Consider the following 13,185-nt stretch of genomic DNA (forward strand, 5'->3'; position numbering starts at 1 on the left):
GTAGACGAGCGTGTCCACGCGGTACGTCCCGGCCGGCCACGAGGTGGGTCAGGTTGGCGTCGTGGGCCGCGCCGGCCAGCAGCACCGCGAGCAGGCACAGGCCCAACTCGGTCGCGAGCACGAACGCGGAGCCGCTGCGCATCGAGAAGCTCGCGCGCGTGGCGCACATGAGCACGTCCGCGCTCCATCACCACTTCAAGAGCATCACCGCCATGAGCCCGCTCCAGTACCAGAAGCACCTGCGGCTCCAGGAGGCCCGGCGCCTCATGCTGGGACAGGCGCTGGACGCGGCCTCGGCGGGGCACTCGGTGGGCCATGAGAGCCCCTCGCGGTTCAGCCGGGAGTACAGCCGGCTGTTTGGCGCGCCGCCCGCGCGAGACATCTCCCGGCTGCGAAGCACGCTCCAGGGCCAGGCACCGGCCCGGCAGGCCAATGCGTCAACTTGACGCACACCCCACTGCCATCGCCGGGATATGACGTGCGGGTGTCCACCGCGCCGACTCACGCCGAGGCGCCGTCGCCTGACGTCCCGGCCTCGCCCCCGCGCCAGCCGCGCTCCGCCTTCCGACGCTCCACCGGGGACATGGCGGCGAAGTTGTCCTCCAGCGACATCGCGCTCGGGTGGCTGGTCCGCCTGCGCTGGCACGCCGTCGCCGGACAAGCGCTGACGGTGGGCGTCGCCGTCCGGGTGCTGGAGCTGGAGCTGCCCGTGGCGCCACTGCTGGCCCTGGTGGCCACGACCGCGGTGTCCAACCTGCTCCTCGCGCTCTGGCTCCGCCGCGAGCCCGAGGTCCGTCCCGGCCTGCTGGGCGCCGTGCTCGCGTTCGACACCGCGTTGCTGACGGGGCTGCTCGCGCTGTCCGGTGGCCCGGCCAACCCGTTCGCCATGCTGTATCTCGTCCACGTGACGCTGGCGGCCATCGTGCTGGGCCCCCGTTGGACGGTGCTCATCGCGCTGCTGTCGGTGCTGGGCTCGACCAGCCTCTTCGCGTTCCACGTCCCACTGCCCGACACGGTGAACCCACCGGGCAGCCACGGCCTGGACTCGCTCCACGTCGTGGGCATGTGGGTCGCCTTCACGCTGACGGCGCTCATCATCGCCTTCGTCGTCGCCCGCGTGGCCGCCGCGCTGAGAGACCGGCATGCCGCGCTGGCGCGCACGCAGCGGCTGGCGGCGCGCGCGGAGAAGCTGGCGTCGCTGTCCACGCTGGCGGCCGGCGCGGCACACGAACTGGGCACGCCGCTGGGCACCATCGCCATCGCGGCCAACGAACTGGACGCCCTCATCCTGGAGGCGCCCCAGGAAGCGCTGGAGGATGCCCGCCTCATCCGGGACGAGGTGGAGCGCTGCCGGGACATCCTGGAGCGCATGAGCGCCCGCGCCGGACAGACGATGGGCGAGGTCCCCGAACGGACGACGCCGAGCGACGTGCTCGCCCGCCTCCGGGACCAGCTGGGCACCGCCGACCAGGCGCGCCTCCAGCTCGAGCCCGGCCCGGACGTGCCCTTCTGGTGCCCCGTGCGAGGACTGGTGCAGGTCCTGACGAACCTGGTGCGCAACGGGCTGCATGCCAGCGAGGCCACCGGAGCGAACGTCGTGGTGTCCGCGCACCGCGAGGTGGACCGCCTGCGCTTCATCGTGGAGGACCAGGGCACCGGCATCCCGCGCGCGCTGCTGCCCCGGCTGGGCGAGCCCTTCTTCACCACCAAGCCCGCGGGCCAGGGCATGGGGCTGGGCCTGTTCCTCACCCAGACGTACGCCGAGTTGTGTGGAGGCCGCCTGGAGCTCAGCTCCGAGGAGGGACAGGGAACGCGCGTGACGCTGGAGCTGCCCTTGAGGAAGGAGTCGTCCGATGCCACCAGGTGAAGCCCCCGCCACGGTGCTCGTCATCGACGACGACGAGCGCTTCCGAGAGCGGCTGGTGCGCGCCTTCGTGCGGCACGGCTTCCAGGCCCACGGCGCGGCCAGCACGCAAGCGGCGCTCGATGCCGCGCGGGCGTTGCGTCCGGGTTACGCCGTCGTCGACCTGCGCCTGCCCGACGGCTCCGGCCTGGAGTTGGTGCGCGAGCTGAAGGCCCTGGACGCGAGCATCACCGTCGTGGTGCTGACGGGCTACGGCAGCATCGCCACGGCGGTGGAGGCCGTTCGGCGAGGCGCCACGCACTACCTGGCCAAGCCCGCGGACGTGGACGACATCCTGCTCGCCTTCGCCGGCGCCACCCTTCCCTCCGGCCAGGAGGCCGCGCTCACCCACGAGGTGCCCTCCCTGGCGCGCGCGGAGTGGGAGCACATCCAGCGCGTGCTCGCCGACTGTGGAGGCAACATCTCCCAGGCCGCCCGGCTGCTGCGCATCCAGCGGCGGAGCCTGCAACGCAAGCTGTCCAAGTATCCCGTTCCCAAGTGAGCACCCCGGGGTGCGTCAGCAAGACGCACGAAACGCGGCGACCGAGCCGGTAGGGTGGAAGGTGTCAGGAGGTCCGATGTCCACGCCACGCACGAGTGCGCTGCTGCTCAGCATCATGGTGTCCGCCGGAGGCTGTACCAAGACGCCCACCGATGCGGGCTGGAAGGAAGCCAACGGCGGCATCCAGTGCCAGGAGCTCCAGCACCTGGCCTGCACCGGCCTCTACGGCGAGGGCGGCACGGGGTGGGCAGCCCGGGTGATTCCTCCCGAGGTGCGCCCCTACGAGCCCGGCCTCCAGCTGTGGAGCGACGGCTCGGACAAGGCGCGCTTCATCTACCTGCCGCCCGGCACCAAGGTGGACACGTCCAAGAGCGACGAGTGGCGCTTCCCCGTGGGCACGAAGCTCTGGAAGGAGTTCAGCTGGAAGGGGCGCCCCATTGAGACGCGCTTCCTCTGGAAGCGTCCGGACGGCAGCTGGCTGCGGACCACCTACCGCTGGAGCGACGACGGGAAGACGGCGCTCGAATTGACCGATGGCGAGAAGAACGTGCCCGGCACGGAGGGCTACGAAATCCCCAGCCAGCTGGACTGCCAGTCCTGCCACCGCGGGCGCGGCGACGAAGTGCTCGGCTTCGAGGCCGTCGCGCTGGCCCATGACGGCGCGCGGGGCCTCACGCTGGCGAAGCTGGTGGAGGAAGGGCTCTTGAGCCATCCACCCGCGAAGGCGCCCCGCATTCCCGGCACGCCGGTGGAACAGGCCGCCCTGGGCTACCTGCACATGAACTGCGGCGTGTCGTGCCACAGCGCCAACCGCATGGCGCTGGGCAGCGGCTCCGGCCTGCACCTGCGCCTGGAAGCGGGCGAGCTCGGCTCCGTGCAGGAGACGGACACCTGGCGCACGTCCGTGAATGTGAAGGCGCTCATCCAGACGTCGGGCATGTTCGAGAAGAGCTCGCAGCGCGTCGCGCCGGGTGACGTCCAGCACAGCTCGCTGCTCCACCGGATGAGCCAGCGCGGGGACTTCATGCAGATGCCCCCCCTGGGCACCCGCGTGGTGGACGAACAGGGCCGGGCGCTCATCCAGCGCTGGATTGAAGCGATGCCCGCGAAGAAAGAGGGCTAGGCGTCATGCTCTACTCGGGGGTGTTGCTCCTCCACTCCTGGCTGCGCTGGGGGGTGGTGGTGCTGGGCGTGCTCGCGCTCGTGAGGGCGCTGGCGGGCTGGGCGCGAGGCCGTGACTGGACGTCCGGCGACCGGCGGCTCCAGCGCTTCTTCGTCTCCGCCTTCGATACCCAGATGCTGCTGGGGATGACGCTCTACTTCGCGCTCAGCCCCGTCACGCCCCGGAGCCTGGACGCGCTGCGGATGAGCATGTCCATTGGCCACCTGCGCTTCTTTGGGCTGGAGCACCCGCTGCTGATGCTCCTGGCCCTCACGGCCGCGCACGCGACCTCCGCGATGACGCGGCGGGATGCGCCCTCGCGGTCCAAACACCGCACCTGGGCGGTGGGGCTCCTGCTGGCCATGCTGTTCGTCGTCCTGGCCATTCCCTGGCCCGGCCTGTCCCACGGCCGGCCCCTCCTCCGGGGCGTCTAGTCAGACAAACCGCTAGAGTGCCGCGCATGCGCGGACACAGAAGTTGGACAGACACGTCAGTGATTGCGGTGACGATTTGGCTCGCTTGCGGCGTGGCGATGAGCGGCTGCGGCAGGGGAAAGGAGCGCGCGGCGCTCGCCACGAAGCTGGAGCAGCGCGTCCACGCCGCCTCGGAGACAGGTGGCGACTTCCGCCTGTCAGAGGTGGCGGACTTCGACTGGGACACCTTCCACGTCTTCACGCCCTACGTGGGCGCGGAGGAGGTCAGGAAGTGGCTCGGCATCGATTGGTCCGGCGCCAGGGACGTCTACGAATCGGAGTGCCTGCTCGTCTTCGTCAAGGGAGGCGAGGTCGTCATGGACCTCGACTTCGCTCGGACGAAGGGCGACTTCTCCGCACTGAAGAAGCACCGCTTCACGCGGGACGAGGCCCGGTTCGCCGCCACCAAGGGCGGCAAGGACATCTCGCACGCGGTGGATGCGCCCTGAGCCTCCGGGTGCAGCGACGTGCCTCGGCCCGTGAGGAGAGGCACGCCCGCGAGCACTGCTAGGCTTTCACCCATTTCCCTTGGAGCACGTCCCAGCGCATCTCCTTGCCCTGGAGCGGCTCGGCCTGGTTGCTCGCGAAGCTGCCCGTCTCCTTCACGTTCGTGCAGCCAATGGCCTTCAGGTAGGCGAGACAGTCCTTGGTGAACTGATTGGCCTGGTCGTGGTTGTGGGCCCCCATGGCGCCATACATCTTCGAGCTGCCAGGACCGTCGTAAGTGAAGTTCTGCACATAGTACAAAGGCATGTCAGTCGCTCCCCTGAAGGCGTTGGTTGCCTTCACGACTATCGCACTTTCCGTTCCTCCTGTGAAAGTACGCCCGGAGCCATGCCCACGAGGTGGGAACCCCACCACCGCGCAGGCCAGCCTTTTCCCCCCGCTCCGCCAGACACCGACCCTTCTTCACAACGGGAATATTGCGACAAAACGATAAAACAATAAATTCAAGAAACCGAGAAAAGGAGCACCCGATAACGCCATGGGGCCTCCCCACGTCGTTTCCTCCTTCCTCGGTGAGAGATGAGAAAATCAATCCTCGCGCTCGCGACGCTGACCCTGGCCGCAACCAGCGCCACGGCAATAGAGCGCATGAACCCCGCGGACCTTCGCCGCGTCACAAAGGCCCGCGAGAGCATCGCCCCCGCGGTCCAGAGAGAGTTCGGTCCCAAGGCCCGGTTCATCAACCTCTTCGGACAGGGCCCGGGAATGCTCGCGGGCATCGTCGCCGAAATCCCAACGCAGCCCCTGGGCACGGATGAACTGCCGCTGCTGGCCATCGTCCACTACGACGAGGCGACCGGCGCCGTGAAGGTGGTGGACCGCGAGTTCAAGTATCGCGAGGCGCGCCTGGTGGGGCCCAACGTGGCGCTGCTGGACGGCGAGGGCAACCTGCGCCTGCGCGCCCCCGGCGGCCGCGAGAAGCTGCTGGCACAGCGGGTGGGCGGAGACCTGTTCCCGACAGCGAAGGGTGACGCGCTGGTGGCCACGCTGAAGGGCCGCGGGAACGAGGCGCACGAGACGTCCGTGGGCATCATCGACCTGAACGGCCGCGTGAAGGTGCTGGCGGACGGGCCTGGCGTGGACGCGACGCCCTCCATCTCCCCGGACGGAAAGACGGTGGTCTTCGTGTCCGGCAGGACCAGCGTGGCGTCATTCTACGTCACCTCGGTGGAGGGTGAGGCCCCCCGGCAACTCACCAATATCGGCATGGAGAACTGGATGCTCTTCGAAGGGGTCCCCGTCAACTTCGTGCCCCCTCCCGTCTCGAGCCACCACATGGAATGGCTCGACAATGACGTCCTTCGCTACAACGCCGGCGGCGGCGCGTTCTGGAAGATCAACGTACGCACGGGTCAGGCGGCTCCGGACCTGGGAGATGCCCGATGATTCGCGCGATGGCACGGAAGCTCACCCTGGCGCTGGCCCTCACCCTGCTGGCGCTTCCCGCCGCGTCTCATGCCCAGACGATGTTCCGCTTTCCCATCTCGATGCTCGGGGACCAGTGCGGCAACGGAGGCTGCGTCGTCAGCGCCTACAAGGACTACGGCGGCAGGGACTACGCGTGCGGCGGCGTGCGATACAGCGGCCACACCGGCACGGACTACGCCCTGTCGGGTGGGTTCGCGAAGATGGACTACGGCGTCTGGGTCATGAACGCCGCCAGCGGCGTCATCGAGTCCGCGGTGGATGGCTACTACGACCGCTGCAACTACTGGAACCAGAGCAACCCCTACGCCGCCTGCGGCCTCTACACCGCCAACTACATGATCATGCGGCACGGGGACGGCTCCAAGACGATGTACTGGCACCTGAAGAAGTTCACCCAGCAGTTCGCCCGGAACACCTCGCTCGCGTGTGCCTACTGGGTAGCCCAGGTGGGCTCGTCCGGCGCATCCACGGGACCGCACCTGCACTTCGAATACTGGGTGCCCGGCTACGGCACGGATGACCCCTACGGCGGATCCTGCGGGACGCCCTTCACGCGTTGGACGTCGCAAGGCGCTTACCGCGGGCTGCCTGGCATCGCCTGTCAGTAACCCGCGGACAGGGGGCCCTGGCCACACCAGGCCAGGGCCCCTCCACCGGCTACTGCCGGGCGACGCGCTTCAGCCGGGTCGGCACCGGGCTCTCGCTCATCGTGAAGTAACCGGCGCCATCCGCCTGGTACTCGATGGCCTCGCCCTGCCCTTCCACCGTGTCCGTCAGCGACACGGGCGTGGCCGCGAAGGCCGTCTCGAAGGCCGCGCCCGGCGCCGCGCGGAACTCATAGACCTTGCGGTAGGTGCGCAGCAGGAAGCGGTTGGCGCACGGGTGGATGGCCGCCGAGGTGGCACGCGCGAAGTTGGTGTCATCCGAGGTGGGCAACTGGATGTCCGCCACGAAAATCAGCGTGGACATCGTCCCCGGCGCGGGCAGTGGCTTGGGGAACTTGTAGACCTTGCTCAGCCCGCTGGCCGCCTTGGTGATGACGTAGATGTCCCCGTCGTCGGGTGCTCCATGATGGACTCCGCGTCCTTCGCCGGGTCCGGGTACACGAAGGGGAACTTCTCCGCCGTGAGCGCGCCGCTCGTCTGGCCCGCGCCGATGTCGGGCTCGGGGATGCGGTAGACGGCGAACTCGTTCGGCGGCACGGGGAAGTTCGCGCTGGAGCGGCCAGTGTCTCCCATGAAGATGCAGGAGCCGGCCGGGCACGGCCCCGTGGCGACGTCCTCCCAGTCCGCGGGCGTTACGTTGGCCACGTTGAAGGTGCCCAGCGTGCCCGCGTTGGTGGTGCTGATGGCGACCACCGTGGTGGTGTCCTCGTTGTGGACGTAGAGCACGCCCGGCATGATGCGGCTGGCGGCGATGCCCGACGGCTCGATGACATCCGGGGACGCCACCGTCCCCACCGTGGTGTAGGTGCTCGCGAAGGTGTCTCCCACGGAGCACGTCGGTGCCCACGCGGCCCGCAGCGCGACGACCTGCGCGACGTTGGTGTTGGGATACGGCGAGCTGCCATTGAACGCCGGATGCGCACCCGCCGCGCCCAGGCCCTTGTGGGCCATGTTGTACACGAGCCCCGTGTCCGGAGAGGCGAGGCACGTGTCGAACGCCTCCGTGAACCCTGAAGGCGGACCAATGGGGCTTGAGGGGCACGCCGAGCCCACCCAGATTTGCGAGCCGAACCAGACCGCCCGCCCCTGCGCCGAGCTGGTGGTGATAGGGGGCGTGTCGAAGTTCGGCATGAGCCCGTTCTTCTGACCGCTGTGCGTATCAATGGGGTTGGCCGTGTCCACGCCGGAGAACGCGGAGATGCTTCCCGCGACGTTGTTCATGACGCTGCCTGGCGGGGTGATGCCGAACGTGTAGCTGGCGGGCTCGGCGCCACCGGGGACCTTGTAGAAGACCCACGCTCAACGTGAGGGACGTGGTGTTCGTCGCGCTGGCCGTGGAGCTGCTCCCGTGGCTGATGGTCGACAACGCCTCACGCGAAGTGCCGACCTCCGCCTCCTCCAGTTCCGTATCCATCGGCCCACAGGCCGTCATGGCGAAGAGTGAAACAGAACCCACGAGCAGGGATGCGCATTTCCTGAAGACATTCAACGCCATCACAACCTCCAAAACACACCTGAGACACTCAGGATGGCGCTGACATGTCAGGATTTTCGTGAACTGGGGAGCCGGGGGCCGCGAGGTGTCCAACGCCCAATCACAGGCATCCACTCCCCATTCAAACTTCCATCCAGGTGCACCTGGGGCGCGCTAGGCCTTCAGCGCGGACACCAGGTCACCCGCGGCCAGCCGTGCAACGGACTCCGCGGACGTGTGGAGGAAGCGCAGCGCATAGCCCTCGCTGCCTGCCGGGAGCGACGGGAGGTCCGTCATCCCCGCGAAGAACGTGGGCGACGTGCCGGGCGTGAAGCCGTGGGTGGTGGCATCCGCTTCAATGCCACGCAGCCTGCGCAGGAAGGCGGCGGTGTCCTCGCCCGAGCCCCGCTTCAGGACGGACACGGTGCCATCTCGTCGCCGGACCTGCACCGTGCGGCTGCGCGCGGCGGCGTGAAGGCAGGCCAGTTCCCAGAGCGTCGGACGGGCGCCGGTTCCGAAATAGGCCAGGGTGTCCTTTCCAAGGTTCGCGAGCTCCCCCCGGGAGCGGTGCACGCTCTGGAAGCCATCCTCGGGAGGAACCTTCACATCCACCCAACGGAGCTGCTTCTCGACGAGGTCGATGACGAGCGGCACGGAAATCTGCCCGCTCCCTTGCAGGTCGAAGCGCTGCTCCACCGCGCGCGCATCGAAGTGAGGTCCGCCCTCTCCCTCCCGGACCATGAAGCCCGCGAACGCGTCCTCCATGCGGTCGAACGAGACGCTGTTATAGGAGAACACCACCGGGATGGCGTAGCGAACGCCCTGCGCCAGCAGTCGCGGGGCATGGACGTCCAGGAACTCGGCGCCTCCCATCGGCAGTGGGCCGGACGTGACATCCCCCGAATGCACCGCGGCGTCGTCGGCCAGCCGCAGGTTCGTGAAGTCACACAGGTCCACCAGCCACCAATCCTTGTCGTAGAAGGCCACCGACAAGTCCAGGTCCACCCGCGTCCCCTTGGGCTCCGTCCAGTGGACGAAGAAGCGCAAGGTCTTCCCTTCCGGCAGCGGCAGCAGGCTTCCACGCGGAACCGCCACCAACGCCCGAGAGGCCGTCTTCTCCGCCAGCGGCACCAGCAGATCGGCCAGGGCCTCATCGAGCACCGCGTGAGGGAAGGCCGGCAGGGCCTCCGCCCGGCGCAACAACTCCCGCTCCAGCGGCGCCACCAGCTGGCCAATGGCGTCACCGGGGAGCAAGGGGCGCTTGTCCTCCATGCCCCAGGCGTGGGTGGCCTCGCCCTTGGGAAAGAACACGCGTTTGGCGAACGGCTTGTGCCGCTGACGCAGGTGCGCCGCGGCGGTGAGCAGCAGCGCGGGCGCGCCCCGAGGCAGCACGGCCTCGAGCGCCGCGAGCAGCTCCGGGTCGAGCGCGGCGGAGCCCGACTGGGCCACAGCCAGGCGGCTCACATGGTCCAAGCGGCGCAGCAACTCGCCGGGCCGCTGCCGCAGCAGCCGCAGCGCGCCGCGGACATCGCGCTCGTCCAGCGCCGCTTCGACGTGCGAAGCCCAGGAGCGAAAGTAAAGGCGGATGCCTCCGTCGACCTCCAGCCTTTCAAAGGCCGCCGGATGCTCGCTGGCCAGACGCAGCACTGCTGCTCCGAAGGGTGTCTCCGGCACCAACACCGTCTCACGCAAGACAGCGAACGCGAGCGCGACCTTCGGATGGCGCTGCCACTCCTCGAAGACATGCAGGAGCTTCGCCTGGGCCTTCCACAGGCCAGGGTGGCGCCGGAGGTCCTCGGTGAGGTTCAGCAAGGAGAAGCCTTCCAGCATCCGCAGGACGGCGCGCCGTACCGGACGCGGAGGGCTCTTCAACGGAATCTTGACGGTGAGGTCGGGGTTGCCGCCTGCCCACGCGACGAGCACCCGGAGCACGTCCGTGGCGGTCTTCACGTGTGCCGAGGCGCTGGCCAGCACGTCTCCCGCCGTGTGGGCATCCCGAAGCAGGAGGCCCATGACGTGCGCCAGCGTCTCCTTCACCGGGATGCGCGGTGGGAGCCATCCCAGGATGCGCACACCCACGGCGGAGACGAGCATCCTCAGCAACATCACTTCGCTGGGGCGAAGCACCGTGGACCGGGCCACCAGGCGTCGCATGACCTCCCTTCCCGTGGCATCCGGGTCGGTCCCCAGCGACAGCCGCGTCAACCGGCCGGCGGCTGGGCCATACACGACCGCGGCGGCCTTGAGCTCCGTGGGCTTGAGGAACGGCTCGGACGGAGACAAGCGGCGGTGACAGATGGGACACGCGCTGTAGTCGCTCCCGTCGAAACACCGCTCGCAGACCAGGTGGGCGCACGGCGACAGCGCATGCACCGTGCCCTGCGCGCCACAGTGGATGCACGGCTGTTCCGGCGACTGGAACAACCAGCCCAGCATCCGTTGCACATACAACCGCCGGGTGTCGTGCGGCACGCTTTCGGGGAAGTTCCGGAACAATGGAACGAAGGGCCGGTTGGTCCCCCGGAGCGCCGCGCAGTTGTCGTAGATGAAGCGGCCGGAAGCCGCCATGACCTCGGTGGGCAGCGCGAGCAGCGCCTCCCGGAGCGTGCCGTCCAGCGTGTAGCCCACCCCCGCGAGGTCCGCCTCCAAGGCATCCATGCCCTGCTCCCGTGCCTGCGAATCACCGCTGGGCGAGAGTCCGGCGGGGAGGAAGACAAGCCCCGTGGTCCGGAGCAGCAGCGCGGCGGTATCGCCCGTCACGTCGAGCGAAGGGGAGCCCATGGTGACTCCAAGCGGGAGGAAAAACGGGGCGGAGAGCGGATCCGCTACCTCTAGAGTGAGAAGGAAGCACACCCAGGGCCGCCCCGTGGGGAACCCTATCAGGGCCCGGCGGGGCGCCGCTACCGTTGAAGCACGCGGCTGTCTCCCCGGGCGTCAATCACCACGATGCTGTCGTTGGGCGCCCGCCCCCTTGCCTCGGAAACCTGGCGGGCAGGTCCGCCGATTGATTCGAGTCACGCAAGGCGCCCTTCCTCGCACTGAGACGCCGGGCATCGCGCCTGACAGGGATTCTGAAACAAGCCGTGTGGCGCTCTGAACGAGGCGTGGAGGCCATGCGCGCTCCGTGATGAAGCCGTAACCTTCATCCCTGAGCACGCCGCGGTGGACGTGGGCCACACCGCGCTCAACGAACGGATGCGGGAAGAGGTGCTGCGCGACCAGCCGGAGGCAGGCGAGAAACGGGCGGCGTTTGGTTCGCGCGGCCTGAGCCGGGCGGACGCCCCGCCTACAAACTTCCCGGTGCACTTCACCCGTGTCCTTGAGGAGCGTCAGCCCTCGTGGACCTGGACCGGGCGGAGCCGTCAGACTGCGAGACATGAACCTCTCGCGAGCCGCCCTTCTCGTCCTGCTCCAGCCGCTGGCCGTCCAGGCCGCGGATTACCGCGTGGGCCCCGACCAGCAGTACACCCGCCTGGGTGACGTGCCGTGGGAGTCACTCGAGCCCGGGGACACCGTCTTCGTCCACGCACGGCCCACGCCCTACGCGGAGAAGTGGGTCCTGGGCCGCAGGGGCACGGCCGCCGCGCCCATCACCGTGCGCGGCGTGAAGGACGCGCAGGGCAATCTGCCCGTCATCGTCGGCGAGAACGCCACCACGCGCTCGCAGCTCAACTACTGGGGCGAGGAGCGCGGCATCCTGAAGATTGGTGGCTCCAACCGGCCCGCGGACACGCTGCCCGCGCACCTGGTGGTGGAGAACCTCCACCTGCGCCGGGCACGCGGCGCATTCACCGGCCGCAATGGCGCGTCCACCTACCTGGACAACGCCGCCGCCATCTTCATCGAGAAGGGCGAGCACATCACCATCCGAGGCTGCGTGCTCGAAGACAGCGGCAACGGCCTGTTCATCGCCAATCAGGCGTCGAATGTCACCGTCGAGCACAGCCACATCCTGGGCAACGGCAATCCCGGCAGCATCTACGAGCACAACACGTACACCGAAGCCCTGGGCCTCACCTACCAGTTCAACCGCTTCGGCCCGCTCTGCAGCGGGTGCCCGGGTAACAATCTGAAGGACCGCTCCGCGGGCAGTGTCATCCGGTACAACTGGATTGAAGGCGGCAACCGGCAGCTCGACCTGGTGGACTCGTCCAGCGGCACGTTGCGCGCGGCGCCGTCGTATGCGCGGACCTTCGTCTACGGCAACGTCCTGCTGGAGCCCGAGGGCGCGGGCAACCGGCAAATCGTCCACTTCGGCGGCGACTCTGGCACCACGGCCAACTACCGGGGCACGCTCTACTTCTTCCACAACACCGTGGTGTCCAGCCGCACGGACCGGACCACGCTGTTGCGGCTGTCGCACCAGAACCAGACGGCGCACGTGACGAACAACGTGGTGCTGGTGGCCGCGGCCAATGGCAATACGCTGTCCCTCACGGACGAAGCGGGCACGCTCCGCCATGGCGGCAACTGGTACAAGCCCGGCTACGTGAGCACCTTCGGCACGCTCACTGGCGCCGTGGTGGATGCGGGAGGGAATCTCACCGGAGCCGACCCCGGGTTCATCAACCTCGCCGGACAGGACTTCCGCCTGGCCGCTGCCTCCGCCCTGAGAAGTCAGGCGGTGACACTCCCCGCCGAGACCAGCAGCGAGCCCGTCACCTGGCAGTACGTGAAACACACCGCGGGAGAGCCGCGCGCCCAGGTGAGCCCGGCCCACATCGGCGCGTATGGGGATGCCTCCGAGCCAGGGACAGAGACGCCGGACGCAGGCACGGGCACCGAGCCCGACGCGGGGCCAGGAACACCCACGGATGCGGGAACAGGCACGCCCACTGACGCGGGCACGGGCACACCCTCGGATGCGGGCACGACGCCGCAGCAGCCGGACGACGCCGAGAGCTCGGGTGGCTGCGCGGCCGCTGGAGCCAGCTTCGCGGGCCCACTGGCGTTCGCACTCCTCGGTGTCCTGGGCCTCCGGCGGAGGCGGAACCCGGCGCGAGGCCAGTAGGTCCGTTCAGGTCGCGCAGGAGGCGGAACGCTCCGACGGGAGCCTCGACGCTCGAGGCCC

Annotated in this window: 14 protein-coding genes; 10 read left to right on the forward strand and 4 right to left on the reverse strand. The window is 68.8% G+C overall.

What is annotated here, in order from left to right; genetic code table 11:
- Positions 1-53 precede the first annotated feature (53 nt).
- The 6 genes from BHS09_RS32070 (at position 54) to BHS09_RS32095 (ending at position 4,489) form a co-directional block, all read left to right on the forward strand.
- A complete protein-coding gene (locus tag BHS09_RS32070) occupies positions 54-446 on the forward strand; it encodes a helix-turn-helix transcriptional regulator (protein WP_269467613.1) in 393 nt (130 codons plus the stop codon).
- Positions 447-484: 38 nt separating this feature from the next.
- A complete protein-coding gene (locus BHS09_RS32075) occupies positions 485-1,867 on the forward strand; it encodes an ATP-binding protein (RefSeq protein WP_140800810.1) in 1,383 nt (460 codons plus the stop codon).
- Complete coding sequence (locus BHS09_RS32080; protein ID WP_140799917.1) at positions 1,854-2,405, forward strand: response regulator transcription factor; 552 nt, start codon at positions 1,854-1,856, stop codon at positions 2,403-2,405. The genes BHS09_RS32075 and BHS09_RS32080 overlap by 14 nt, the downstream gene beginning before the upstream one ends.
- 76 nt (positions 2,406-2,481) lie before the next feature.
- On the forward strand, positions 2,482-3,528 hold the full coding sequence (locus BHS09_RS32085; RefSeq protein ID WP_237077647.1) for a hypothetical protein: 1,047 nt from the start codon (positions 2,482-2,484) through the stop codon (positions 3,526-3,528).
- Between the two features lie 5 nt (positions 3,529-3,533).
- On the forward strand, positions 3,534-4,001 hold the full coding sequence (locus BHS09_RS32090) for a hypothetical protein (RefSeq protein ID WP_140799918.1): 468 nt from the start codon (positions 3,534-3,536) through the stop codon (positions 3,999-4,001).
- 68 nt (positions 4,002-4,069) lie between these two features.
- Complete coding sequence (locus BHS09_RS32095) at positions 4,070-4,489, forward strand: hypothetical protein (RefSeq protein WP_237077648.1); 420 nt, start codon at positions 4,070-4,072, stop codon at positions 4,487-4,489.
- 58 nt (positions 4,490-4,547) lie between these two features.
- Here the strand turns inward: BHS09_RS32095 and BHS09_RS32100 are convergent, their stop codons facing one another.
- On the reverse strand, positions 4,548-4,793 hold the full coding sequence (locus BHS09_RS32100) for a hypothetical protein (protein WP_140795204.1): 246 nt from the start codon (positions 4,791-4,793) through the stop codon (positions 4,548-4,550).
- 273 nt (positions 4,794-5,066) lie between these two features.
- On the opposite strand from BHS09_RS32100, the gene BHS09_RS32105 reads away from it, so the two are divergent.
- On the forward strand, positions 5,067-5,933 hold the full coding sequence (locus tag BHS09_RS32105; RefSeq protein WP_140799919.1) for a TolB family protein: 867 nt from the start codon (positions 5,067-5,069) through the stop codon (positions 5,931-5,933).
- Positions 5,930-6,583 (forward strand): M23 family metallopeptidase, encoded by a 654-nt coding sequence (locus tag BHS09_RS32110; protein ID WP_237077649.1) that lies wholly within the window; start codon positions 5,930-5,932, stop codon positions 6,581-6,583. The genes BHS09_RS32105 and BHS09_RS32110 overlap by 4 nt, the downstream gene beginning before the upstream one ends.
- Positions 6,584-6,632: 49 nt before the next feature.
- On the opposite strand, the gene BHS09_RS39720 is transcribed toward BHS09_RS32110, so the two are convergent.
- Both BHS09_RS39720 and BHS09_RS39725 read right to left on the reverse strand, forming a co-directional pair.
- On the reverse strand, positions 6,633-6,944 hold the full coding sequence (locus tag BHS09_RS39720; protein WP_237079944.1) for a hypothetical protein: 312 nt from the start codon (positions 6,942-6,944) through the stop codon (positions 6,633-6,635).
- Between the two features lie 44 nt (positions 6,945-6,988).
- Positions 6,989-7,861 carry a hypothetical protein gene (locus tag BHS09_RS39725; RefSeq protein ID WP_237079945.1) on the reverse strand — a complete coding sequence of 291 codons (873 nt, stop codon included), beginning with the start codon at positions 7,859-7,861 and terminating at the stop codon, positions 6,989-6,991.
- Between the two features lie 95 nt (positions 7,862-7,956).
- Here BHS09_RS39725 and BHS09_RS39730 point away from each other — a divergent pair, with 95 nt between their 5' ends.
- The gene (locus tag BHS09_RS39730; protein WP_237079946.1) at positions 7,957-8,178 is read left to right on the forward strand and encodes a hypothetical protein; all 222 of its coding nucleotides are present in this window, start codon (positions 7,957-7,959) and stop codon (positions 8,176-8,178) included.
- Positions 8,179-8,288: 110 nt separating this feature from the next.
- Here the strand turns inward: BHS09_RS39730 and BHS09_RS32120 are convergent, their stop codons facing one another.
- Entirely contained in the window at positions 8,289-10,895 is a 2,607-nt protein-coding gene (locus tag BHS09_RS32120; RefSeq protein WP_140799920.1) for an MXAN_6230/SCO0854 family RING domain-containing protein, read from the reverse strand.
- A 595-nt stretch (positions 10,896-11,490) separates the two neighbouring features.
- Here BHS09_RS32120 and BHS09_RS32125 point away from each other — a divergent pair.
- Positions 11,491-13,125, forward strand: coding sequence for an MYXO-CTERM sorting domain-containing protein (locus BHS09_RS32125; protein WP_140799921.1), 1,635 nt, complete (start codon positions 11,491-11,493; stop codon positions 13,123-13,125).
- The last annotated feature ends 60 nt before the right edge of the window (positions 13,126-13,185 follow it).

This window comes from Myxococcus xanthus, from assembly GCF_006402735.1.
In the GTDB taxonomy this organism is placed as follows: domain Bacteria; phylum Myxococcota; class Myxococcia; order Myxococcales; family Myxococcaceae; genus Myxococcus; species Myxococcus xanthus_A.